Origin of the sequence: Pseudarthrobacter sp. NPDC080039, assembly GCF_040702335.1 — a bacterium.
Taxonomy (GTDB): Bacteria; Actinomycetota; Actinomycetes; order Actinomycetales; family Micrococcaceae; genus Arthrobacter; species Arthrobacter enclensis_A.
In genome coordinates, this window is record NZ_JBFBKY010000005.1 from 119,104 (window position 1) to 142,728 (window position 23,625).

Genomic DNA, 23,625 nt, shown 5'->3' on the forward strand with positions numbered 1-23,625 from the left:
TCAGACTTCGTCGTCCCAGGTGCCTGGTTCCTCCAGCGCCTCTTCCGGCTTGGGTTCCGCGGCCGCTTCTTCGCCTCCCACGTATGACGCCGGCACGGTTCCGGCCGCATGGGCCTGCTGTTCCTCACGGATGTTCGCTGCGCCGGGCTGTTCCGGATGCTGGCCCGACTGGGGCGCCTCAACGGCCTGGTTCTTGGCCTCGTCGGGGTCGCCGGGTCCCCGGAGGTCTGTGGTGTTCTGGGGATCGTCGCTGGAAACCGTCATGGTCCTGCCTTTCACCTGGGACTGTTGGGCCGGGCCAGGGAAGCTCCTGCCCGGCCTCCAGCCTAAGGGCTTTCCCGGACCCGGCCATGAAAACCACGGACAGTTTTGTTTTCCGGCGCCCCGGAAACTCCGGAGGGCGCACGCGCACACTTCCACCCGGCGTCGTATCCTGCTTGGACGGTGGCCGGCGTGGCCATCCCGGGTGTACTTGCCCTCGTTCTCCGCGGCGTGTTCAACCAGGCGGCCGCCCGAGCCCGGAGCCAACCATGACCGTCGTGCAGATCGTCCCGCTGGTAATCCTGGTGGCGATGTTCGTCATCGCCACCAGGTGGCCCCTCAACATCGGCCTGATGGCGCTGGTTGCCTCCTTCGGCGTCGGCTACTTCATGTTGGGGATGTCCGACCAGCAGATATTGGAAGAGTTTCGGGCCAGCATTGTGCTGACCATCATCGGCGTAACCTACTTCTTCAGCATGGCGCAGCGGAACGGCACCATCGACATCCTGGTCAAGGCCTGCGTGCGAATGGTCCGCGGAAGGACGCTGCTGCTGCCTTGGGTGTTCTTCCTGGCCGCTGCAGCCCTGACCTCGCTGGGCACGTTTTCCCCTGCCGCGATCGCGCTGCTGGCTCCCGCGGCCCTTGGGTTCGCGTACGAATCCCGCCTCCACCCCGTGGCCATGGGCGCGTTCATTATCAACGGTGCCCACGCCGGCGGTTTCTCCCCGCTCTCGGTCGCGGGGGTGCTGGTCCATGACATCGCCCTGCGGAACCATTTCCCCATCTCCCAGGGCGGCCTGTTCGCCGCAAGCTTCGCCTTGAACCTGATCCTCTCGGTGCTGACCATCATCCTGTTCGCCCTCACCGGCAGGCTCCGGGACAGAACCGGCGGCCAGCACGCGCACATCGGTACGCCGGCCACCGAACGGCCCCATGGTGAGCAGGTCCTGACGCTGGCACTGATCGCCGCGATGCTCGTGTGCACCCTCGGCTTCCACATGCCCATCGGATTCGTGGCCCTCTCCGCCGGCCTCCTGCTCGCCTTCATCAACATCAAGGAACACAGGACCTTCATCAGCGGCATCTCCTGGTCCACGGTCCTGCTGGTGGCCGGCATGATCACCTACGTCTCCCTGCTGCAGCACGTAGGGGTCATCGACACCCTGGCCAAGCAGGCCCTGGCCCTGGGTGCTCCGCTGCTGATCGCGCTGGTCCTCTGCTACGTCATCGGCGTTGGCTCGGCCTTCGCATCCTCCACCGCGCTGCTGACAGCGTTCATCCCCATGGCCGGTCCCCTGCTCGCCACGAGCTCGCTCAGCGCCTCCGGAACCGTGGCCGCGCTGTCGATCGCGGCCACCGTCGTCGACGTCTCCCCTTTCTCCACGGACGGCGCCCTGGTGGTGGCCAACGCCCGCGAGGACGACAGGCAACGGGTTTACCGGCAACTGATGTTCTACGCGGGGGGCGTGGTAGTGATCGCTCCTGCACTTGCCTGGGCACTGCTGGTGCCGACCGGCATCATGTAGGGCTGGACGCCTGGGAGCCACTGGGCGGGCGGTCACAAAGCGCGATTTACGTTCCATAATGCGGAAATCAGTTTTCCTCTTGCGGAATAAGTGTGACGAGGATTACTTTGGAAACAGCCCGCAAACGGGTTGTTCCCAATTGATAGGCAAAGGTCAATGAAGATCCCAAACCCTGAGGCACTGAAGGCGAGTTCGGTGCCCGCGAAGAGGAAGCCACTGTACAAGTCGCTCTTCTTCCAGATTCTGATCGCCGTCGTGGCAGGTGTACTCATCGGGCATTTCTGGCCCGACCTCGGTTCCCAACTGAGGCCGCTTGGAGATGGCTTCATCAAACTCATCAAGATGATCATCGCGCCGCTGATCTTCCTGGTGATTGTTACCGGAATTTCGGCCGTAGGCGACGTCAAGGCGGTTGGAAGGGTTGGGGTCAAGGCCCTGCTCTACTTCACGGCAGCCACGCTGTTCGCCCTGGTCTTTGGACTGATCGTCGGAAACATCGTCCAGCCGGGCGCCGGGCTGAACATCGACCCCTCAACACTGTCCCAGGCGGACCTGGACGCAAAGACCGGCACGGCGCCGCCCAAGGATGCCGCTTCATTCATCCTTGACATCATTCCAGCCAGCGTCATCGGCGCATTTGCCAGCAACAGCCTCCTGCAGGTCCTGTTCTTCTCCGTCTTCTTCGGCGCTGCAATCGTCGTCATCGGCCGGGAGAAATGCCTGCCGGTCATCAACGTCATGGAAACGGTCCTGGAACTGATCTTCAAGATCATGGCCTGGATCATGAAGGTGGCACCGCTTGGTGCGTTCGGAGCCATGGCGTTCATCATCGGCCAGTACGGGCTGGATACCCTGAGCACCTATGCGGTCCTGATCGCGGCCTGCTACGGCGCCGCAGTGATCTTCATCGGCCTGCTCTTCGTTGTGGCGTGGAGTTTTGCGCGGGTGCCGCTCTGGCAGTTCCTGAAGTACACCCGCGAGGAATTCCTCCTGGCCCTGGGCACTGCATCCACCGAAGCAGTAATGCCCAGGATCATGACCAAACTGACCAACGCCGGCTGCTCCCGCGCCACCACGGGCCTGGTGGTTCCCACCGGTTACTCCTTCAACCTGGACGGCGCAGCGATCTATCTTTCGATCTCGCTGCTCTTCCTGGCCCAGGCTTTTGGCCACCACCTTGACCTCGGCCAGCAGCTGGCAGCACTTGGGGTGCTGCTTCTGACATCCAAGGGCATGGCAGGCGTCCCGGGCTCGTCATTCCTAGCCCTCTCGGCAACCGCCGCAGCGCTCGGCATCTTCCCGGTGGCCGGCGTCGCGCTCCTCCTGGGCGCAGACCGGCTCATGGACTCAATGCGCGTGGTGGTCAACCTGCTGGGCAACTGCGTCGCCACGTTTGTTGTGTCCAAATGGGAAGGCCAGTTCGACCGCAGCGTCATGGTGCGGGCCTTCAGGGGCGAGATCACCAACCATGACTCCGCAATCCTCCTCGGCAAGGAGGAGGATTTCGAGGGGCAGGAACTGCAGCGCCTCACGGAAGGACAGGAGCCCTCACCCAAGTTCCGCGGCGCACCCACCCGCGAAGTGGTTTCCGAACTTCCCGTGGACACCGGCTCCGGCGTCCGCCTGGGCGGCAAAGCGAAGTAGACGATCACAGAGAAAAGGGTGCCGCCCGGGACTTCATATCCCGGGCGGCACCCTTCTTCTTTGCCGTGCTGCTTTTTGCCGTGCCGCGGCTACCGCGAGGATGTCGGGGAGGCCGATGACGACATGTCGCTGCCCGAGGACATCGTCGCCGAAGAGGTGGAGGACGAGGTGGGCGAGGCAGTGGAGGACGCCGAGCTGCCCGGCGAGGACATGCCTGCCGAACCGGACGAACCGGTGGAGCTGGGGCTTGAGGTTGCCCCGCCCTCAGCCTTCTTCAGGACATCGTTGATGAGGCCCTCAAGCTCCTTCTGGTCCTTGTCACCCAGGTCCTTGCCGCTCTTGGTGGCAACCACCAGCAGGCGTCCCTGGGCCGCGGAAACCTGCATCAGTTTCTGCTGGTTATCGCCGCTGCGGGTGCTGACGGTGGCGAACGTCTTGTCAGCGTCGGTCTTCGCCTGGAGTTCCTGGCTGGAGACGTCGTACTTCTGTCCCAGTGCGGACACGGAGAACTTGGCACACTGGTCCATCTTGCCGCTGATGTCATTCAGGGTCTTGACGGCATCCGGACCGTCGCTGCCGGACTGAGCGGACAGCGTGCGCGGCTGGTTACCTTCAGAAAGCGCGACGGCGACATTACCGTTCTCCACCTTGTCCAGCAGGCCGGCGGTTGCGATGTCCTTGCAGTCCTTGGGATCGATGGTGGCCGTGCTCATGAGCAGGTTGGCAATGTTGCCGCCCTGGGCAACCTGGTCCTTGGAGTACAGCTTGAGCTCATTGCCGTCGTCGTCCTTCATGCCGGAGATGAGGTTGCGCAACTCATCCTCGGAATACACCTTGTCTTCGGCAGTCGCACTGGCAGAGGCGGATGCGGTGGCGGTGCCCGACGGGCTGGCAGTACCACCGCCTCCTCCCGAGCAGCCGGCCAGCGCCAGCATCGCCGCAGCTACAACTCCAAGCGCAGAAACTTTTCGCATCAGGTCACCCTCCAAATAGACAGCATGCTTAGTACCTGTATTCTCAGAGGTTCCCACTGCGAACGCAAAATAACCGCTGGTTTGGTGTGGAATAATCCGAGGAAGTGGTCCTAACCGGACCGCTCCAGAATGAGGAGGGGCTGGATGTCGGCCACACCAGGCAGCACCGCACAGGTGGCCAACGCGGCCATCAACAATTCGCAGGTGCCCAAGCATGAGCAGCTCCGGCTCATTATCCTCAAGCTTGCCAAGGAGGAACTGGAGCCCGGCGCCCGGCTGCCCAGCGAGCGCTCCCTCATGGATTCGTACGGGGTCAGCCGCATCACCGTGCGCGCTGCGATCGGCCGCCTGGTCAACGAAGGTCACCTGGTGCGGGTTCCGGCCAAGGGCACATTCGTGGCGGACTCACCCGTCCAGTCCACGCTGCACCTGGCCTCGTTCACGCAGGAGATGGAAGCGATGGGCCACGTTCCCAGCACGGTGGTGCTGGTGGCCGAACAAGTCACAGCGCCGGAAGACACTGCAAACGCACTGAGCCTCGCTCCGGGCGCGGAGGCATTCCACCTCAAGCGGCTCCGCCTGGCGGACGGCCGGCCGGTGAGCGTGGACGACGCCTGGTACAACCCCCAGCACGCGCCCGGACTGCTGGGCATCGACCTCACCGGCTCGGTGTACAAGGCCCTGGCTGCGCAATTCGGGCACCAGATTGACAGGGCACGCCAGAGCGTGCGCTCCGAGGGCGCCCCGGCCGATGTCGGGGCGCTCCTCGGGACGGGAACGGGCGCGCCGGTGCTTGCGTTTGACCGGGTGTCCTATTCGGGCACCCTGGCCATCGAGCATTCGCGCTCCTGGTACCGATCGGACCGCTACTCCCTCACCATGGAAGTCCGCCTCTAGAAGGCGCTTCAGTGGAGCGTAAACAGCAGTTCGCCCGCGGTTACGGCGCCGGCATCCACAACGTTTGCGGTGTCCGGCTTGGTGTCCAGTACGACGACGGGACTCACCATCGAGTAGCCCGCGGCCAGGGCTGCGGTGGGATCCACGTGCATGACCGGCTCGCCGGCCTGGACCACGTCCCCTTGGGCCACCAGCACCTTGAAGCCTTCACCCTTGAGCTTCACCGTGTCGATGCCCACGTGCGTCAGGACACCGCGGCCTGACGCCTCAACCACCACGAAGGCGTGCGGCAGCATCTTGACCACTTTCCCCGCGACGGGGGAAACGACGTCGAACGCCACCCCGGCGGGCGGTTCCACCGCCGCGCCGGACCCCACCATCTGGCCAGCGAAGACAGGGTCCGGCACGTCAGCCAGCTGAATGACCGCGCCGCCGATCGGGGCATGGACGCGCAAGGATCCCGCCACTAGAGGAGGTCCTCGATGTCTTCGGCCAGCGTGTCCGCCTCCGGGCCCACAATGACCTGCACGGCGGTGCCGGCGGCCAGGACGCCGTGGGCTCCCGCAGCCTTGAGCGAGGCCTCGTTCACCAGCGAGGAGTCCTTCACCTCGGTGCGCAGCCGCGTGATGCACGCTTCCACTTCCACGATGTTGCCGGCTCCGCCCAGGCCTTCAATTATTTTTTCTGCTTTGGACATGGCTGCCCTTTCTGACGGTGCCCCGCGCGGAGCACATCCTCCAACCCTGGGCCGGCGGCCCTGGTACGACCAATGATGGCTTCTTTCGCCACGGGCGGCCCGTCGTGGAGGGAATTTTCCTTCCTTGACACCGGACCGTGGGATGAATCACACTGAACTGGTCATAACCAGACAGTACCGGCTGGAACCGTTTCTCCACAAGCCCCCATCAGAACCCGCAGAGGTGCAAACATGTCAACGTCCGAGACCACCGCCCTGGCTCCAGAGAAGAAGCCAAACCGGGCCTTCGCCACCCTTCAGCGGCTGGGCCGCTGCCTGATGCTCCCCATCGCAGTCTTGCCCGCTGCCGGCATCCTGCTGCGCATCGGCCAGGCCGACCTGCTCGGTGCCATCCCCGGTTTCGAGGGCGGCGCCGCGGTCATCTCCGCCGCCGGCAACGCAGTCTTTACCTGGCTGCCGCTCATCTTCGCCGTCGGCATCGCTGTCGGCTGGGCCAAGAAGGCAGACGGCTCGACCGCCCTCGCAGCAGTGGTGGGCTACATGGTGATCGACGGCGTCTTCAAGGCCATGTCCCCCCTGGTCCTCGACGGGCAGTTGGACCCCGCGGGAAAGCAGGCCATGATCAATTACGGCGTCCTCGCCGGAATCGTGGTGGGCCTGTTGTCCGCCGGACTGTGGCAGCGTTTCTACCGCACCAAGCTGCCTGACTTCCTCGGCTTCTTCAGCGGCCGGCGCCTGGTGCCCATCCTGACCTCCGTCACCAGCCTGGTGGCCGGCGTCGTCCTGGCCCTCCTGTACCCGCTCTTCAACGCAGGCCTCACCGCAGTAGGCCAGGCCGTGGCAGGCAACGCGGTACTTGGTGGCGGCATCTACGGCTTCGCCAACCGCATGCTGATCCCGGCCGGGCTCCACCACATCCTGAACTCCGGCGTCTGGTTCCTCATTGGCGACTACACCGATGCGTCCGGCCACCTGGTCCGCGGCGACCTCAACCGCTTCTTCGCCGGCGACCCCACCGCGGGCACCTTCATGACCGGATTCTTCCCCATCATGATGTTCGGCCTGCCCGCCGCGGCCCTTGCCATCTGGCGCCACGCCAAGCCTTCACAGAAGAAGATCGTGGGCGGCATCATGCTCTCCACCGCTCTCACGGCGTTCTTCACCGGCATCACCGAACCACTCGAGTACTCGTTCATGTTCGTCGCCTTCCCGCTCTACATCGTCCACGCAGCCCTGACCGGAACCTCCATGGCCCTGGTGAACGCACTGGGCATCCATGACGGCTTCACGTTCTCAGCCGGCCTGATCGACTTTGTCCTTAACTTCGGCAAGGCGCAGAACGCATGGATGCTGATCCCGATTGGCCTGGGGTACGCGGCGATCTACTACTTCCTCTTCTCCTTCGTGATCAAGCGCTGGAACCTGCGCACGCCAGGCCGCGAAGACGACGAAGTAACGGTGGAAACCGAAGCCGCAAAGTAGTCCGCCAACACCAGCTCCAGCCGAAAGCATCAGACCGCATGGAAATCATCATTCTTCCCAGCCCTGACGACGTTGCCCGCACGGCTGCGGACGCCATCGAGGACCAGGTCCGCCGTGGGCCGTCCGTCCTTGGACTGGCCACAGGCTCCACTCCCCTGGGCACGTACCGGGAACTCATCGACCGGCACCGCAATGGCGGGTTGAGCTTCGCAGCAGCCCAGGCCTTCCTGCTGGACGAGTACGTGGGCCTGCCTGCAAGCCATCCGCAGTCCTACCATTCCGTCATCCGGGCGGAATTCACGGCGAGCGTGGACTTCAATGCCGGTGCGGTCCATGGGCTGGATGGCATGGCCCGGGATCCGCAGGCGGAGGCCGCCGAGTATGAGGCCCGGATCGCCGCTGCCGGAGGGGTGGATGTCCAGATCCTGGGCATCGGGACGGACGGCCATGTGGGCTTCAATGAGCCTATGTCCTCGCTCGCCTCCCGCACCCGCATCAAGACGCTTACCCGGCAAACCCGCCTAGACAATGCACGCTTCTTTGACGCCGCGGAGGATGTGCCGGACCATGTGCTGACCCAGGGCCTGGGCACCATCCGGGAGGCCCGGCACCTGCTGCTGCTGGCTATGGGCGAGGCCAAGGCAGAGGCCGTGGCGGCCGCCGTCGAAGGTCCCGTTGGGGCGTTTTGCCCGGCGTCCGCCCTCCAACTGCACCCGCACGTATCGGTACTGCTGGATGAGGCCGCCGCCTCGCGGCTCGCCCACCGCGGGTACTACCAGGACACCTTCAGCCGGAAACCGGCATGGCAGGGACTCTGAGCTCCCGGCGGATTCCCGCGGCCCGGACCGTGCCGAAGCTGGAATTGGCCGTGGAGAATGCCGACGGCGTCCGGCTGGCCGCCAAGGTCGGCGCGGCCCGCGTCGAACTGTGCGCAGCCCTGGCGGAAACAGAGGGCATCACGCCGAGCATCGGCACCATTGAGCAGGCATGCGGCCTTGGCTTTCCCGTCCACGTCCTGGTGCGTCCGCGGCCGGGCAACTTCTCCTATGCGCATGACGAACTGGATGTCATTGAGCGCGATGCCGTCGTGGCCCTGGCAGCCGGAGCCGCCGGAGTGGTGGTGGGTGTGCTGGCATCCGACGGCGGCCCGGATGTTCCCGCGATGCGCCGCATCGTGGCGGCAGCAAAAGCCGTGAAGCCGGATGCCGAGGTCACGTTCCACCGGGCGTTCGATGCAGCCCTGGCCGCCGGCGTGGACCCGGCGGAAGCGCTCTCCCGGCTGGAGCAGGCCGGGGTCGACCGGGTCCTCACCAGCGGTGGCGGCCCCGACTGCGCCGCGGGGCTGGCGATGCTGGCGATGCTGGGCAGGATGGTGCAGGAGGGAGGCCGGAGCGCACCCTCGGTCCAGATCATGGCAGGCGGCGGTGTCACCCTGGCGCTGGTACCGTCGCTCATTGAAGCGGGAGTCCACGCAGTGCACACCTCGGCGCGCGCCCGGCGCTGGCGTGCTGAAGGCGGCGGGGAGAGGGCCGGCGGCGCCGCGGATCCGGACCTGGCCGCACGCATGGCTGCCGCAGTGGCCGCTGACGCAACCGAGGAACGAAGGACCTTCAATGATGGGCGATGACGTTGTTCTCCGCGGCCGTATCGTCACCGCGTCGCTGGATATTGCCGACGGGGTGGTAGCGGCCGACGGCGGCCTGGTCACCTTCGCCGGGCCCGCGCAGGACTTCCCCGGAGAACTTCCGCCGGACGCACCCACGGGCCAGGTCCTGGTGCCCGGCCTGGTGGACATCCACTGCCATGGCGCCTACGGTTCGGATTTCTCCGAGGGCGATCCGGACGGCGCCGAGCGGGCGGCACGCTACCTGCACAGCCGTGGAACCACAACGCTGCTGGCCAGCCTGGTCACCGGAGAGCCGGAGGACCTGGTCCGGAATCTTGGAATGCTGCGGGAGCTGGCAGGCCACGGGCTGATTGCAGGCTCGCATCTGGAGGGTCCGTTCCTCTCGGGGCAGCAGTGCGGCGCGCACGATCCCGGCCTGCTCCTGGAACCGGATCCGGTTTTAGTGGACCGCATGCTGGCCGCGGCAGGGCCAACCTTGGCGTCCATGACCCTGGCTGCCGAACTGCCCGGCGCCGCCGAACTCGCCGGCCGGCTTGGGGCCCGCGGCATCATCCCGTCCCTGGGACACACCGCCGCGGACCATGCGACCGCTGAGGGGTTCCTGGCGTGCGCGGCGGCGGCTTTAGACTCGGCCGGCAATCCCACCGGGAGGAAACGCCCAACGGTCACGCACCTGTTCAATGCCATGCCTCCACTGCACCACCGCTCCCCCGGGCCGATATCAGCGAGCCTGAGCGCTGCCCGGGCCGGGAAGGCGGTGGTGGAGCTGATCGCCGATGGCGTGCACCTGGCGCCGGAAACGGTGAAGCTGGTATTTGACCTGGTGGGGCCCCGGAACATCGCTTTGGTAACGGATTCCATGGCCGCTACCGGCCTGGCGGACGGACAGTACCGGCTCGGATCACTCTCCGTAACGGTGGCAGGCGGCGTAGCCCGCGTCGACGCTACGGGCGGTATAGCCGGAGGTACCAGCACGTTGCTGGACGTTGTCCGTTCCTGCGTGGCTGCCGGAGTTCCTTTCCGGGACGCGGTGACCTCAGCCTCGGCCGTCCCGGCATCTTTGTTGGGCCTCTCGTCGCACGTGGGCGACCTGCGCGCCGGGATGCAGGCCGACGTCGTCGTCCTTGGCCAGGACCTGAACCTCACAGCAGTGCTGCGAAGGGGCGAATGGGTCAGCGCACCCAGCTAGGGATTGGCCGTCAACTCCGGGGGTGATCGTGCCCGGACCCGGCATAATCCGCAGACTGTCACCTGCGCCGGTTGCGGATCTATTGGTGCCGCTTAGTCCTTGTCGAGTTCCTCAAGCAGCGACTTTGCTGCCTTGGCGATGTCGTCGTGGTTGTTTTGGGCGGCCCGGCTTTCGATGGCCAGTATCGCGCACCTGTGCAGTCGGCGGAAATCCCCGAATGGGAAGCTGTAGCGGCCCTTCGTTCCGGGAGTCTTGTCGCTGTCTTCGCCCAGGTGCCAAGTGCCGTATTCCGCGTAGCCGTGCTTGTCTATGAACGCATTTTCCTGGTCCGTGTCCGGGGCATGTTCGCTCCAGTCGTCGCGGGCATCGCGTGCGAATCTGGAGTCCTTGATCAGTTGCCGGGCGTGACGAAGTGCGGCGTCGTTCAGCTTGATGGCCATGAGGGGGGGACCTCCGCCCTGTCGAAGTTTTCTTGGTCCAATGGATTTCAGACTATTCAGCATGCTTTGGGATAGTCCAGCGGATACGGCGAGGACCAGGTTATCCGCCTTCTTCGGCGGCTTCCTCGATCCGGCGACGCTGTCGCTCGATTTCTTTCTCGCCTTCCTCTTCGGCCTCGTACAGCTTCGCGTTGCTGATCTTGAGTTCGAGCATTAAGGCATCGAGTTTCACATGCAAGGCTGCGGTGTCCCTGTTTTGGGTGTTCTGGATGATAAACACCATCAGGAACGTCACGATTGTGGTACTGGTATTGATGACCAGCTGCCAGGTGTCTGAAAAACCCAGCAGTGGCCCGGTCAACGCCCAGACGATCAGTACAGCGACGGCTAAGACAAACACCCAGGCGTGTCCTAGTATCTTGGCCGTCCTGGTGGTAAAGCGCGTAAAGACGTCCGGTCCGTTCTTGTCGATCGTCATGATGTTCTCCATTTGAGCACTCACTTTGTACGTACTCTGCTCATTGAGAACTCTAGACCCGAAAGCATCGTAGGAGTCGGACCCGGAATGGCAGCGGCACTTCGATAGCTGTGAGCTAGACAGCGCCGGGCGCTCCCGCGGCCCGGCGGCGAATCGCTATCCGCTGCTTTGGCTCCTTCGCGGCCAGGGCCCGCAACCGGGGAACGATCCCAAAAGCCAGGGGTTGCCCATGGCCGGGTGCCAGCAGGCGGGGTCCCAGTCCAGCCAGGCGGGTGACGGAGTCCTTGGCCAATTCCATGTTCCCCGTGGTGTACCAGGGCGGCCCGGACAGATCGGGCACCCCCAGCAGGAGTCCGCCTACCGAGTTCAAGTTCACGGTCACCACTGCATCACCGGTGATCAGGACAGCATCGCTGGATCGCCAGTAGGCAACGTGCCCTGGGGTGTGGCCCGGGGTAGGAACTGCAGCCCAGCCAGGCAGGCCCGGCAGCTCCCGGTCACCCGGCAGGCCGTGGACTACATCGCTGATATCACCCGCCGCTTCAAGCCGACGGCGGGCACGCGCCGGGAGCGACCACAGGAACGGCGCAACGATCCAGCGGTCCAACGGCATTGAGAATTCAGGAACGTATTTGCCCGCCGCCATGGGCAACTCGGCCTTGTGGACGTACACCGGCACGTCCCACAGCCGGGCGAGGGCACCGGCAGCACCGGAATGGTCGGGATGGATGTGCGTCAGGAAGATGGCGTTGGGGACATTCCCAGGGCCGAGCACCCGTTCCACCGCCCGATGAACCGGTTCCGCGCTGCGGGCCCAGCCGCAATCAACAAGGGCCCAACTGGGACCGGACCTGATGAGATATAGGTTCACGGCCAAGGGACCGGACCCTGCGGTCATCATCAGTACGCCGGAGGCAATCTCCCGCGGCTCGGTCAGGCGCATGATCGGGCCTTCACGCCACGGGATGGCGGATCAGTGTGCGCAGCTTGTCAGGCGCACTGCGGCGGGGGTCGCCCAAGTAGATCTCATGGTGTTTGCCATGGACCTTCAACCCGGCGGCCGTTATGGCCGCATCCAGCACGGCGATGGTGCCGGCCTCATCAGCATAAGGACCCACGTGGAGCGTCTGCGCGCAACGGCCTTCTTCCCACCGTTCGAAGCGCAGGCGGTCCAGTGCAGGGAGTTTTTTGCCGCGGGACTGCTCCCTGGCCTGCTCCAGCAAGGCTTCATCGATGGGATCGGGCTGCACCATCATGGCCTGCCACCGCCATGACCCGCGGCCGGTTCCCGGGAGGCCGCCGAAGCCAGCTGTCACGGCCTCCATGGAGTCCTCATCCCCGGCCCCATCCAACCACCACAACGCTTCCAGCGGCATCACTTTCGTGAGCTCGCCGGTCTGCTTCTTGAGCCCGAAATGCGCAGCGTAGCTCACCGTGAAGAGCGCCTGGAGCGCGTCGGCGAATTCCGGTCCTTCCGGGTCACCCTGGCCCGGCATGAGGGCGAAGAGCAGTGAAGGAACGTCGATGAAGTCGACCGACCCTTTCCGCCCCTTATAGAGGACCGACACGTCCTCGCGAAGATCGCTCACCTGGCATCCAACTCCCCTGGACCCCCACGGACAAAGTCTTCCGCCGTCCGGCCGTCCCCGGTAGGGCCGAACGGCCTCTACCCGTCCGCCCCGGGCAGGCAGACTTCCACGAGTCCGCTGGTGACGCGCGTCTGGAAGACGGGCTGCCGGGAGGTGGCGGGGCCGGCTTTCACCTCGCCGGTGCGCAGCGAGAAGGTGCTCCGGTGCCAAGGGCACACGACGCACGGGTCACCGCCGTCGTCCTTGATCTTGCCTTCGTGCAGCGGTCCGGAAAGGTGGCTGCAGACGTCGGAGAGCACGTTGACGGTGTCGCCGTCGCGGTGAACCAGCAGCGGAATGCCTGCCACGGTCTGCTTGTGAAGTCCGCCCTCGGGCAGTTCCGCCAGCGGGATGAGCGGGTGCCAACCCGACGGGAAGCGGTGCGGGATTTCCTCGCTGTGGTTGACCCCCGCCGCCTGCCGGTAGGAGAGGTGGCCGCCGAGGAAGCCGCCGGCACTGACCGTGGCAAGCCCCAGGTAAGCGAGCACCTTGCCGCTGCCTTGGCTGCCCCTGGCCCGCTGGACCAGGGACGCGACGTAGAGGCCCGTCGCCGTGACGTTGGCGGCTGCGTGCACCAGGCCAACCCGCTGCTGCTGGGGGTGGAGTTGGGACCAGTCGGTGAACCCGGCGAGCGCGGGCGGGAGCACGCTGGCAGCGCCCACGCCAATCAGCAGCCTCGCTGCCTTCTCACCACCTGGGACAGCATCGAGCACACCGGCCGAAAGCCACGCACCGATGGGAACCTGGACAGCGAGGGGATGCACCGGGTGGCCGATGGGGACGCCGTGCAAGATATCGCGGGCCCATTGGGGCTTGATGACCTTTTTGACGGCTTTCCGGACGCTCTTGGCCAGCGGGTCAAGCCATTCGGCGTCCTCAAGGCGGGTGACAAGCTCAAGTGCGGGCAACGGTTTCATGTGTCCCCCTTACCCCGAATGAGGTCGAACACTCATCACGGAACCCCCATGTTTCGAGGCAGCACCAGGGGCGGACGAAGCGACGCCGGGTTCCGGGGTCACCGCAGCGGCGACCCCAGAACCGTGAACCGGTGGCCCGCTGTTTCCCCTGACAGCAACGGCATGGCTTCGGCGATGGCAGCGCGGGTACTGTCCAGCTGCAGCGACGCTTGGTGCGCCTCCGCCGATTCCCACAGTTCGGAGACGAACACCGCGTCCGGAACGTCCTCATTGACCCCCACTTCGTAGAGCAGGCAGCCTGCTTCCCTCAGCCCAGGCTTGGGCCGGAGCAGGATGGCCACGAGGGCGTCGCGCCGGCCGGGCTTGGTTCCGAGCATTCCCACGTTCGCAAAAGTCATAGGGACAGTGTGCAGCACGGACCAGACACCAGCACCGACCGGACCACGACGTGATGCACCTAGCGCGCCGCGGCGGGAGCGGCCGGCAGCGGGGCCACGGATGGCTGTTCTGCGTCGTCGGTGGCAGTGTCGCCACCGGTAAATGCCCGCAGCATCGCCTCGCGGTCGAACTGGCCTTCCCATTTGGCCACCACGAACGTGGCCACGCAGTTGCCCAGCAGGTTCACCACCACACGCATGGAGTCCATCAGCCGGTCGGCGCCCAGGAGCAGGGCTACTCCGGCCACGGGGAAGATCCCCAGCGCCCCTGCCGTGGCAGACAGGGCAAGGAAGGCCGATCCTGGAACTCCTGCCATGCCCTTGGATGTCAGCATCAGGATTCCCAGGGCCGCGAGTTGCTGTCCCAGGTCAAGGTTGTAGCCGAAAGCCTGGGCCAGGAAGAGCAAGGCGATGGACAGGTAGATTGCGGCGCCGTCCAGGTTGAAGGAGTAGCCGGTGGGGACCACCAGTCCGGTGGTGGCCCGGGAGCACCCGGCGTTGGTCAGCTTGGTCATGATCCGCGGCAGGACCGACTCGGTAGATGCCGTGCCCAGTGCCAGGAGGAACTCCTCCCGGGTGTACCTCAGGAACTGCCACAGCGGCACTCGGGGGTAAACCCACGCCACCACGAACAGCAGCCCGATGAACACCACCGCCGCGCCGTAGCAGGCGCCGATCAGCACCGCGTACGTCCCCAGGGAGTCGAGGCCGTACTGGCCAATGATGAAGGCCATGGCCCCGAACGCGCCGATCGGCGCCACGCGCATCACCCAGCCCATGATCTTGAAGAACAGTTCCAGCACGGTTTCCATCAGGGTGATCACCGGCAGGCAGCGCTCGCGGCCGACGACGACGATCGCCGCCCCGAAAAACACGGCGAAACAGAGGACCTGGAGGAGGTTGTTGCTGGCGAAGGCGCCCACGACGCTGGTAGGGATGATGCCGAGGACGAAAGCGCCGGCATCCTTGGGCGGGGCGGTGGCGGTCTTGGCGTTGAGGGCGTCCTGGGACAGGGTGGCAGGGTCGATGTTGAGCCCCGCTCCCGGCTGGACCAGGTTGGCCACCACCAGGCCGAAGGCCAGGGCGAACAGCGTGGCACCGGTGAAGTAGGCCAGCGCCTTGATCCCAACCCGGCCCACTGCCCTAACGTCACTGACGGCCGCGATGCCCGTGACGATCACCAGGAAGATCAGCGGGGCGATGATCATCTTGATGAGCTGGATGAACCCGTCGCCGAGCGGCCGGAGCCCTGCGCCGAGGGCCGGCCAGAAGTGCCCGATCAGCACACCCGCCACCACCGCGACGAGGATCTGGACGAAAAGGGAGGCGTACCACGGCTTCCTGCGGGCATCGGCGGTCGGTGGCGTCAAGGTAGCGGGCGGGAAGGTCTTCATGCTCTGTGCCTGTTCGTCAGGAGGCAGGCCGCCGGAGGCGGGAACTGCTTCGGGAGGCGGCGCAATGGACGCCGCTGGTCATCCCAAACTAGAAAACCCATGTTTCCGGAAAGATAAATCCGTAATGCGGAAGTATTAAGCTGGCGCCGAGAAGCATCTGCGCCGCCCGGCCTCGTCAGTCTGCGGCGCCCAGGCTTCCGGCGTGCACGACGGCGCCACTCGCCGTCGTATCTTGCTTAAGCATCCAGCCCACCCGCTTGACCGTCCGCAGCATCACCGCGCTTTCAACGATCTCTATGCCAGGGACCTTCTGCTGCAGCGCCAGTTCGGCGGACATAACATCGGCCAGCGTATGAAGCCACATGATGATCACGAAGTTTGTGGGTCCGGTGGTGGAGGCGCTGAGGCGGACATTGCTGATGGTGCGGATTTCGGCGGCTGCCGCCTCATGCTGGCCCGCCGGGACATTGACGAACCACTGGCACGTCACGGGGAACGACGAGTAGCGTTGGGCAATCTCGCAGCGGAACGACAGGATGCCGCTGGCCAGCACCCGGTTCAGCTGGCGCTGGACGGTGGCAGGATGCCGGCCAAGGGAGCGGGCAATGTCCGCGGCCGTGGCCCTGCCGTCACGGGCCAGGAACGGCAGCAGGTCAAGGTGGCTCTCCGGGAGCTGGGTCGCCTGGGCGGACTCCGGGCCCGCGGGGGATGCAAGCGTTCGGAGCGTTGCCAACTGGGAGCGGCTCAGGACGTTCAGCCGCCAGTCGTCGCCGCTGCTGTGCAGCCGGGTGCACAGGGCCACCTGGTATTTGGTCAGCCCCTCCACGGTTTTGAGCCGGGAGATGATCTTCTCGCTGAACTCCTCCAGCGAGCGCGTGATCACGGTCAGCATCAGATCCCGGTTGCTGGCCGCCTCTTCCACGGTAACGATCTCCGGAACCGCCGCAAGCTCCGCCGTCACACTGTCCCGCCGGTTCATCTCGCAGTCCACGGCCACAAAGGCGAGGAGCATCTGCTTGGGGTCGCCTGCCAGATGCGCCGTCACCCATGCGGCCCCGCTTGAGGTCAGCCTCTCCCAGCGTGCGGCCAGCGTGGTGGCATGCACGTCGAGCACCTTCGCCGCATCAGACCAGCCAAGCCTCGGCCACGCCTGCAGGACCTGGATGAGCGCCAGGTCCTCCTCACTGAGCTCCATCTGCCACCACTTCCTCCCGCTGCGCGAATCCTGCTCACACCCCGTGCCTGGTGGATAATTCCAGCGCTTTCGGGGGATGTGAACCACGCCACTTCAGAATAGTCCCCAAGCCCCTGATGCCTAATTCCAAGGAGTAGCCACGTGCCCATTACCGACGACGCCAAAGACCTGCAGGAAGACCTGGTCCGCCTCCGCCACGACCTGCACCGGCAGCCGGAAATAGGCCTCCACCTCCCCCGGACGCAGGAGCGGGTCCTTGAGGCGCTGGACGGCCTGCCCTACGAGATCACGCTGGGCAGGGAAACGACCTCCGTCACGGCAGTCCTTCGGGGTGGGAATGCCGGCGGACAGAGCCCGGCCGTCCTCCTCCGGGCGGACATGGACGGACTGCCCGTGCAGGAGAAAACCGGGGTGGCTTTCACCTCCCGGGCCGACGGAGCCATGCACGCCTGCGGCCACGACCTGCACACCTCCATGCTCGCCGGAGCCGCCACGCTCCTGGCGGAGAAGCGGCACCAGCTTCAGGGCGACGTCGTCCTCATGTTCCAGCCCGGCGAGGAGGGCTTCGACGGCGCCAGCTACATGCTCCGTGAAGGCGTCCTCGACGCCGCCGGCGCCCGGGTCAGCGCGGCCTACGGCATGCATGTGTTTTCGTCACTGGAACCGCACGGCACCTTTTGCACCAAGCCCGGCGTCATGCTCAGCGCCTCTGACGGGCTGGAGGTCACAGTGCTCGGCGCCGGCGGCCACGGCTCCGCCCCGCACTCGGCGAAGGATCCTGTCACGGTGGCCGCGGAGATGGTGACGGCACTTCAGGTGATGGTCACCCGCCAGTTCAACATGTTCGATCCCGTGGTCTTGTCCGTCGGCGTGCTTCACGCCGGGACCAAACGCAATGTCATCCCCGAAACCGCCCGGATCGAGGCCACCATCAGGACGTTCTCGGACGCGTCGCGGCTGAAGATGATGGACACCGTACCGCGCCTGCTCAAGGGGATCGCGGCAGCGCACGGGCTGGAAGTCGCCGTCGACTACCTGCAGGAGTACCCGCTCACCATCACCAACGAGGACGAAACCCACACGGCCGAAAAGGTGATCACTGAGCTCTTTGGCGAGCGCCGCCTTTCACGCTGGGCCACCCCGCTGAGCGGTTCGGAGGACTTTTCCCGGGTGCTGGACGAGGTGCCCGGAACTTTCATCGGGCTCAGCGCCGTTGCCCCGGACGGCGACCACGACGCCTCGCCGTTCAACCACTCACCGTACGCAACCTTCGACGACGCCGTGCTGGCTGACGGGGCCGCGCTCTATGCGGAACTCGCCATCTCGCGGCTGGCCACACTCGCCAAAGCCTCCTGAACAACCGGCAGCAGCGCCGCTGCCGACCCCCCAGACCCAACCGACCAGGAAGAAGACCATGTCAGTTGCAGTAAGCAAGCCCCAGACTGGACGCATGTCCACCGCCAAGACCATCGTTGGCACCGGCATCGGCAACGCCGTCGAATGGTACGACTGGGCCATCTACGCCACCTTCACCCCATTCATCGCCAGCCAGCTGTTCAGCAAGGAGGACCCGGCGTCGGCCGTGCTGTCCACCCTGGCGATCTTCGCCGTTGGATTCGTCGCGCGGCCCTTCGGCGGCTTTCTCTTCGGATGGATTGGTGACCGCATTGGCCGCAAGTCCTCCATGACCCTCGCCGTTGGCCTCGCCTCGCTGGGCAGCCTGATGATCGGCGTTGCCCCCACCTTCACCAGCCTCGGAGCCTTCGCTTCGCTGATGCTGCTGGCGGCCCGCTTGGTCCAGGGCCTGGCGCACGGCGGTGAGCTGCCGTCGTCGCAAACGTACCTGTCCGAAATGGCCCCGCGGGAGCATCGCGGCTTCTGGGCCACCCTCATCTACACGTCCGGGACCGTGGGAATCCTGTTCGGTACCCTCCTGGGCGCCGTGCTCAATATGGCCCTGAGCACCGAGGCGATGAACGCCTGGGGCTGGCGCGTGCCGTTCCTGATCGGTGCCGCCATGGGCCTGTACGCGCTGATCATGCGGTCGCGGCTGCACGAAACCGAAGCCTTCCAGGGCGAGGCCGCCACCGCAAAGCGCGCCCCGATCTGGCCGCAGATTGTCCGCTACCGCAAGCAGGCCCTCCAGGTCATCGGGCTGACCGTTGGCCTCACCGTCATCTACTACATCTGGGGCGTAGTGGCACCGAGCTACGCAACCACCGCCCTGAAGATCGACCGCGGCGAGGCCCTGTGGGCAGGCGTGGTCGCCAACATTGTCTTCATCGCGGCCCTCCCGGTCTGGGGCAAGCTCTCCGATCGCATTGGCCGCAAGAAGGTTCTCTGGGCCGGAGCAATCGGTTCCGCGGTGCTGCACTTCCCCATGACCTGGCTGCTTAAGGATTCGGCCTGGCAGCTGGCGGTAAGCATGTCCGTCATGCTGGTCTTCGTCGCCGCGAGCGCCGCCATTGTTCCGGCCGTGTATGCCGAACTGTTCCCCACGTCCATCCGCACCGTGGGAGTAGGCGTTCCCTACTCCATCTGCGTGGCAGTGTTCGGCGGCACGGCTCCTTACCTGCAGCAGTGGCTGGGCTCTTCGCTGGGGGCGCCGCAGGTGTTCAACGTGTACGCGGTGCTGCTGCTGGTGATCAGCGCGGCATTCGTGTTCACCATCCCTGAAACCAGGGGCAAGGACCTGACCCACTAGGCCCAGCCCTTTCAAAAAGGTCCCCGGCGCGTGTTAGCCGGGGACCTTTTGCCGGTGCTGGAGTTTGGCCGCTGCTGGGCAGTGCCTGTCTTTGAGCGCCGCTTAGTGCCGCGGTGCCGCCACGGAGTCCCGGGTCACCACCGGGCAGCCCAGAATAGTGGGGGAAAGTGCGGTCCGCGAAAGGTCCACTTTGCCCTCGATGCCGTTAATGAGTTGTTCGGCGGCCCACGCACCCATCCCGTAATGGGGAAGCGCCACGGTGGTGAGGCCGGGATGGAGGTTGGCGGCAATCAGTTCCTGATCATCAAAACCGACAATCGACAGGTCTGCGGGAATGGCAAGGCCCAGCTCAGCGGCAGCGCGGTATGCGCCCATGGCCATCTCGTCGTTATAGCAGAAGAGGCCCGTGGGCCGGCGCTCCCGGGCCAGCATACGGCGGGCTGCCTCGTAGCCACCCGGCACGCCGGCGGTTTCCGTCTCGACAGGTGCGGCATCGCCGTCGAGCCCTGCTTCCGTGAGGGTCGCACGGAAAGCCCGGAGCCGCTGGCGTGTAGACGGTACATCGACGGTGTTGTTGATGAAGCCCACCCGGGTGTGGCCCGCATCGAGGAGCGCGCGAACAGCCGCCCGGGCGCCACCTTCCTCATCCGGAATGACGGCAGTGATGTTGCCGCCTGCGGCCACGGAATCGACCAGGACGGAGGGCACGTCCCCCAGGTTGTCCGGCAGTTCCACGTTCCGGTGGTCCATCGTGGCGTAGAGGATTCCGTCCACGCGGCGGTCCAGGAGGGCCGCGACGTCTGCCTGCCGGGATTCGAGGCTGGCGGAGCCGGAGGTGTTGATGATCATGAGGTTGTAGCCGCGGGCTTTGGCGGCCTCGTCGGCGCCCAGGATGATGCGGCCGGCGTGGGGCGTGGTGGCGATATCCTCGCTGACCAGGCCCAGCATGCCTGTCCGCTGGGTACGAAGGGCCTGGGCCAGGCGGTTTGGGCCGTACCCCAGCTGCTCCGCGGCGGACCGCACCTTTGTGCGCGTTTCCGCGCTCACCCTGGCGTAGGACACATCATTAAGGACGTGCGAAACAGTCGTCACCGAGACGCCGGCCGCTGCTGCCACGTCCTTGATGCCGACGTTCTTGTTACCCATCTGTGTACAAATTCCTCATGGTCGGCGATGCCCCTTGGGTTACCAGTAGGCTACTCGCTGCCGGTGCTCCGCCTGCAATGGCCCAGGGGCAGCGGCAAGGAACCTGATCAGGCGCCGACCGGCAGCACCAGCAGGTACCCGGCCGGCAGGGCACTGCTCCAGCGGCGCGGCTCGCGGACCACGAACTGCGTGGCCAACTGTTCCGGGGTGAGCAGGGCGTTGGGTGCGGGCGAAGGCCCCCACTGGCCGCTGCCGTAGGGGTACAGCGGATCCAGGACGCGGATGCCGGTCACCGAAAACGCGGGAAACTGGCGGGGGTCACCGGAGGACTCGAATCCGCTCATCACCCACGCGTGCCGCCCACTCCACATGACCCGCCCCACCGGCCGCCCTGTAACCGTCAGCGCGCTTGCCGCGGTGCGCAGCGCTTCCTCATAGCCTGGAATGCTCACCACGCGGTATGGTCCCATCCCGGCTTCGGTCAGCACCTGCGCCCAGCCGAAGGGGTTCGCGCCGTTGAACGAATCGGACGAGCGGGCACGGGCCATCTCCCACAGTTCATTCTGCTGGGCCCGGTCCGCCCACGTTCCACCCCCGGTTGCGTCGATAAGGTTGTGGGCCATCTGGATGCTCGCGGCGACACACCAGTCGAAGGTGTACTGGGGAACGAAGTCGCCTTCCCGGTAGAGGTCCAGGGCGAACGGCTGCGGCGCCGGCGCGGGAGTGGGTGCCGGAGCCAGTGACGGAGAGGGCGCGGGGGCGGCGGCCGGCGCGGGGGCCGAAGCTGCCGTTGGGACGGACGTCGGTAAAGGTGCAGGCGCGGTGCCATCCCCGGCGGGGTTTGCCCCGGGCGTGGAGGAGGCCGGGACAGCCGTGGCAGCATCCTGTGCTGGAGCGGTCACAGACTGCGGGAGGCCCGCCCCTTGGGTACAGCCGGCAAGGATTGCCGCCAAGGCCATCAGCCAGACCAGAAGACGCAGGCGGGCGCCGGCCATGATCGCTCCCATCCATTCCAGTAGAGCGGGCTTACTCCATACCAGTCTCATGCCCGCGGCTCCCCTTGACTACCCCACCCCATTTTCCCTACACTTTTCATAAAGCAGAATCTAAATTCCACAAAGCGGAAACGGTAAGGATGCCGGAAGCAACGGAAGATAGATCAAAGCCCCTCCCCCGGAAGGACCTACGATGACGTACACAGTGAACTGCTCCATCCTCCTCACGGAGCTTCCCCTGCTCGAGCGCCCCGCCGCCGCCAAGGCCGCCGGCTTCGACGCCGTCGAGTTCTGGTGGCCCTTCGAGACCTCCGTCCCGGCGGACAGCGAGGTCACCAAGTTCGAGAACGCCATCAAGGACGCCGGGGTCCAGCTCACCGGGCTGAACTTCAACGCGGGCAACATGCCCGGCGGCGACCGCGGCCTGGTTTCCTGGAAGGGCCGGTGCTCGGAGTTCAAGGACAACATCGACGTCGTGGCCGGCATCGGCGAGCGCCTGGGCTGCAAGGCCTTCAATGCCCTCTACGGCAACCGGCAGGATGAATTCACCCCGGCAGAGCAGGATGAGCTGGCCGTCAGGAACCTGGCGGCAGCAGCCGAAGGCGTTGCCCGCATTGGTGGCACCGTCCTCCTCGAACCCGTCAGCGGCGCACCCAGGTACCCGCTCCTCACTGCCGACGACGCACTGAAGGTCATCGCCCGCGTCAAGGCGGAGGCCGGCGTCGAGAACGTCAAGCTCCTCGCCGATTTCTACCACCTGGCCGTCAACGGCGACGACGTCGAATCCGTCATCGAAAACCATGCCAAGGACTTCGGCCACATCCAGATCGCCGACAACCCCGGCCGTGGCGCCCCCGGCACCGGCACCCTGCCGCTCGGCGAATGGATCGCCCGCAGCCGCGAACTTGGCTACGAAGGCTACATCGGCCTGGAGTACAAGGAACCGCAGGAGACGGCCTTCAGCTGGGCGATCCGCGAGCACTCCGCACGCTGACCACCGCCGTACACCGGCAAGACCATACAGACTTCAGAAAGAGAACCATCATGAGCAACGTTGCAGTCATCGGACTCGGAATCATGGGCCTGCCCATGGCCATCAACCTGGTCAAGGCCGGCCACACCGTCACCGGTTTCAACCGCAGCCAGGACAAGATCGACAAGCTGGTCTCCGAAGGGGGCAAGGGCGCCGCCAGCATCGCTGACGCCGTCAAGGACGCCGACGTCGTCATCACCATGGTGCCGGACTCCCCCGACGTTGAAGGGGTCGTCAGCGGCAAGGACGGCGTCTTCGCCAACGCCAGGCAGGGCGCCCTGTGGATCGACGCTTCCAGCATCCGCCCGGACGTCGCGGTCCGCCTCGCAGGAGAAGCCCGCGAAGCCGGCATCCGCCCCCTCGACGCCCCGGTTTCCGGCGGCGAACAGGGCGCCATCGACGCCGTCCTCTCCATCATGGTGGGCGGCGATAAGGCAGACTTCGACGACGCCCAGGACGTCCTGAACGCAGTGGGCAAGACCATCGTCCACGTCGGCCCCTCGGGCTCCGGCCAGACCGTCAAGGCAGCCAACCAGCTGATCGTCGCGGTCAACATTGAGGTCCTCGGCGAAGCCATCGCCTTCCTCGAGGCCTACGGCGTGGACACCGACGCCGCCCTCAAGGTCCTCGGCGGCGGCCTTGCCGGCTCCAAGGTCTTGGACCAGAAGGGCCAGAAGATGCTGGACCGCAACTTCGACCCCGGCTTCCGCCTCGCCCTGCACCACAAGGACCTCGGCATCGTCACCTCCGCCGCCCGCGAAGCCAACGTCGCCATCCCGCTCGGCGCCGTCGTCGCCCAGCTGGTCGCCGCCACCGTCAACCAGGGCGACGGCGGCCTGGACCACTCCGGACTCTTCAAGCAGGTCCTCCAGCTCAGCGGCAGGAAGTAACCACTGCCGGCGCAGCCGGGACAAAAAGCGCGGAAACAAGCACCTAGCAGGGAGCCCGCCGTCGTGAGTTA

General features: G+C 65.7%; 25 protein-coding genes. 11 read left to right on the forward strand and 14 right to left on the reverse strand.

Features of this window, described 5'->3' with window-relative positions; translation table 11 throughout:
* Window positions 1-264, reverse strand: coding sequence for a hypothetical protein (locus tag AB0313_RS08120; RefSeq protein ID WP_366304759.1), 264 nt, complete (start codon window positions 262-264; stop codon window positions 1-3).
* Window positions 265-530: 266 nt separating this feature from the next.
* Here AB0313_RS08120 and AB0313_RS08125 point away from each other — a divergent pair, with 266 nt between their 5' ends.
* Both AB0313_RS08125 and AB0313_RS08130 read left to right on the forward strand, forming a co-directional pair.
* Entirely contained in the window at window positions 531-1,787 is a 1,257-nt protein-coding gene (locus AB0313_RS08125) for an SLC13 family permease (protein ID WP_366304761.1), read from the forward strand.
* A gap of 156 nt (window positions 1,788-1,943) precedes the next feature.
* Entirely contained in the window at window positions 1,944-3,431 is a 1,488-nt protein-coding gene (locus tag AB0313_RS08130) for a cation:dicarboxylase symporter family transporter (protein WP_366304763.1), read from the forward strand.
* An 89-nt stretch (window positions 3,432-3,520) separates the two neighbouring features.
* Here the strand turns inward: AB0313_RS08130 and AB0313_RS08135 are convergent, their stop codons facing one another.
* On the reverse strand, window positions 3,521-4,405 hold the full coding sequence (locus tag AB0313_RS08135) for a hypothetical protein (protein WP_366304765.1): 885 nt from the start codon (window positions 4,403-4,405) through the stop codon (window positions 3,521-3,523).
* A 144-nt stretch (window positions 4,406-4,549) separates the two neighbouring features.
* Between AB0313_RS08135 and AB0313_RS08140 the strand changes: the two genes are divergently transcribed.
* Window positions 4,550-5,302 (forward strand): GntR family transcriptional regulator, encoded by a 753-nt coding sequence (locus AB0313_RS08140; protein WP_141945671.1) that lies wholly within the window; start codon window positions 4,550-4,552, stop codon window positions 5,300-5,302.
* Window positions 5,303-5,310: 8 nt separating this feature from the next.
* Here AB0313_RS08140 and AB0313_RS08145 read toward each other — a convergent pair whose 3' ends face one another.
* Window positions 5,311-5,769 (reverse strand): glucose PTS transporter subunit IIA, encoded by a 459-nt coding sequence (locus AB0313_RS08145; protein ID WP_366304767.1) that lies wholly within the window; start codon window positions 5,767-5,769, stop codon window positions 5,311-5,313.
* Window positions 5,769-5,999 (reverse strand): glucose PTS transporter subunit EIIB, encoded by a 231-nt coding sequence (locus tag AB0313_RS08150; RefSeq protein WP_018760887.1) that lies wholly within the window; start codon window positions 5,997-5,999, stop codon window positions 5,769-5,771. The genes AB0313_RS08145 and AB0313_RS08150 overlap by 1 nt, the downstream gene beginning before the upstream one ends.
* 231 nt (window positions 6,000-6,230) lie before the next feature.
* On the opposite strand from AB0313_RS08150, the gene AB0313_RS08155 reads away from it, so the two are divergent.
* Genes AB0313_RS08155 through AB0313_RS08170 form a run of 4 tightly spaced genes read left to right on the forward strand, consistent with a single transcriptional unit; the run spans window position 6,231 to window position 10,297 of the window.
* Entirely contained in the window at window positions 6,231-7,481 is a 1,251-nt protein-coding gene (locus AB0313_RS08155) for a PTS transporter subunit EIIC (RefSeq protein ID WP_366304770.1), read from the forward strand.
* 38 nt (window positions 7,482-7,519) lie between these two features.
* Window positions 7,520-8,299, forward strand: coding sequence for a glucosamine-6-phosphate deaminase (nagB, locus tag AB0313_RS08160; protein WP_366304772.1), 780 nt, complete (start codon window positions 7,520-7,522; stop codon window positions 8,297-8,299).
* Window positions 8,284-9,108, forward strand: a complete 825-nt coding sequence (locus AB0313_RS08165; RefSeq protein WP_366304774.1) for a copper homeostasis protein CutC — start codon at window positions 8,284-8,286, stop codon at window positions 9,106-9,108. Before nagB ends, AB0313_RS08165 begins: the two co-directional genes overlap by 16 nt.
* A complete protein-coding gene (locus AB0313_RS08170) occupies window positions 9,098-10,297 on the forward strand; it encodes an amidohydrolase family protein (protein WP_366304930.1) in 1,200 nt (399 codons plus the stop codon). The genes AB0313_RS08165 and AB0313_RS08170 overlap by 11 nt, the downstream gene beginning before the upstream one ends.
* Before the next feature lie 92 nt (window positions 10,298-10,389).
* On the opposite strand, the gene AB0313_RS08175 is transcribed toward AB0313_RS08170, so the two are convergent.
* The 8 genes from AB0313_RS08175 to AB0313_RS08210 form a co-directional block, all read right to left on the reverse strand.
* A complete protein-coding gene (locus AB0313_RS08175) occupies window positions 10,390-10,737 on the reverse strand; it encodes a hypothetical protein (protein ID WP_141945663.1) in 348 nt (115 codons plus the stop codon).
* A gap of 100 nt (window positions 10,738-10,837) precedes the next feature.
* A complete protein-coding gene (locus AB0313_RS08180) occupies window positions 10,838-11,215 on the reverse strand; it encodes a low affinity iron permease family protein (protein ID WP_307303997.1) in 378 nt (125 codons plus the stop codon).
* 115 nt (window positions 11,216-11,330) lie between these two features.
* Window positions 11,331-12,158, reverse strand: a complete 828-nt coding sequence (locus AB0313_RS08185) for an MBL fold metallo-hydrolase (protein ID WP_141945659.1) — start codon at window positions 12,156-12,158, stop codon at window positions 11,331-11,333.
* A gap of 10 nt (window positions 12,159-12,168) precedes the next feature.
* The gene (locus AB0313_RS08190; protein ID WP_307303992.1) at window positions 12,169-12,804 is read right to left on the reverse strand and encodes a GyrI-like domain-containing protein; all 636 of its coding nucleotides are present in this window, start codon (window positions 12,802-12,804) and stop codon (window positions 12,169-12,171) included.
* 77 nt (window positions 12,805-12,881) lie between these two features.
* Window positions 12,882-13,760 carry a Rieske 2Fe-2S domain-containing protein gene (locus tag AB0313_RS08195; RefSeq protein ID WP_141945655.1) on the reverse strand — a complete coding sequence of 293 codons (879 nt, stop codon included), beginning with the start codon at window positions 13,758-13,760 and terminating at the stop codon, window positions 12,882-12,884.
* Window positions 13,761-13,858: 98 nt separating this feature from the next.
* Window positions 13,859-14,158, reverse strand: a complete 300-nt coding sequence (locus AB0313_RS08200; protein WP_141945654.1) for a putative quinol monooxygenase — start codon at window positions 14,156-14,158, stop codon at window positions 13,859-13,861.
* A 59-nt stretch (window positions 14,159-14,217) separates the two neighbouring features.
* Window positions 14,218-15,591 carry a cation:dicarboxylase symporter family transporter gene (locus AB0313_RS08205; protein WP_366304778.1) on the reverse strand — a complete coding sequence of 458 codons (1,374 nt, stop codon included), beginning with the start codon at window positions 15,589-15,591 and terminating at the stop codon, window positions 14,218-14,220.
* A 175-nt stretch (window positions 15,592-15,766) separates the two neighbouring features.
* Complete coding sequence (locus AB0313_RS08210; protein WP_366304780.1) at window positions 15,767-16,786, reverse strand: Lrp/AsnC family transcriptional regulator; 1,020 nt, start codon at window positions 16,784-16,786, stop codon at window positions 15,767-15,769.
* Window positions 16,787-16,927: 141 nt separating this feature from the next.
* On the opposite strand from AB0313_RS08210, the gene AB0313_RS08215 reads away from it, so the two are divergent.
* Together AB0313_RS08215 and AB0313_RS08220 are read left to right on the forward strand one after the other, a co-directional pair.
* On the forward strand, window positions 16,928-18,142 hold the full coding sequence (locus AB0313_RS08215) for a M20 family metallopeptidase (RefSeq protein ID WP_366304782.1): 1,215 nt from the start codon (window positions 16,928-16,930) through the stop codon (window positions 18,140-18,142).
* A gap of 58 nt (window positions 18,143-18,200) precedes the next feature.
* A complete protein-coding gene (locus AB0313_RS08220) occupies window positions 18,201-19,490 on the forward strand; it encodes an MFS transporter (RefSeq protein ID WP_366304784.1) in 1,290 nt (429 codons plus the stop codon).
* Between the two features lie 102 nt (window positions 19,491-19,592).
* Here the strand turns inward: AB0313_RS08220 and AB0313_RS08225 are convergent, their stop codons facing one another.
* Window positions 19,593-20,636, reverse strand: coding sequence for a LacI family DNA-binding transcriptional regulator (locus AB0313_RS08225; RefSeq protein WP_366304786.1), 1,044 nt, complete (start codon window positions 20,634-20,636; stop codon window positions 19,593-19,595).
* A gap of 107 nt (window positions 20,637-20,743) precedes the next feature.
* The gene (locus AB0313_RS08230; RefSeq protein WP_366304932.1) at window positions 20,744-21,631 is read right to left on the reverse strand and encodes a hypothetical protein; all 888 of its coding nucleotides are present in this window, start codon (window positions 21,629-21,631) and stop codon (window positions 20,744-20,746) included.
* A 193-nt stretch (window positions 21,632-21,824) separates the two neighbouring features.
* On the opposite strand from AB0313_RS08230, the gene AB0313_RS08235 reads away from it, so the two are divergent.
* Together AB0313_RS08235 and AB0313_RS08240 are read left to right on the forward strand one after the other, a co-directional pair.
* The gene (locus AB0313_RS08235) at window positions 21,825-22,625 is read left to right on the forward strand and encodes a TIM barrel protein (RefSeq protein WP_366304788.1); all 801 of its coding nucleotides are present in this window, start codon (window positions 21,825-21,827) and stop codon (window positions 22,623-22,625) included.
* Window positions 22,626-22,675: 50 nt separating this feature from the next.
* Window positions 22,676-23,554: a 2-hydroxy-3-oxopropionate reductase gene (locus AB0313_RS08240; protein WP_307303977.1), complete on the forward strand. Its 879-nt coding sequence runs from the start codon at window positions 22,676-22,678 to the stop codon at window positions 23,552-23,554.
* Window positions 23,555-23,625 lie beyond the last annotated feature (71 nt).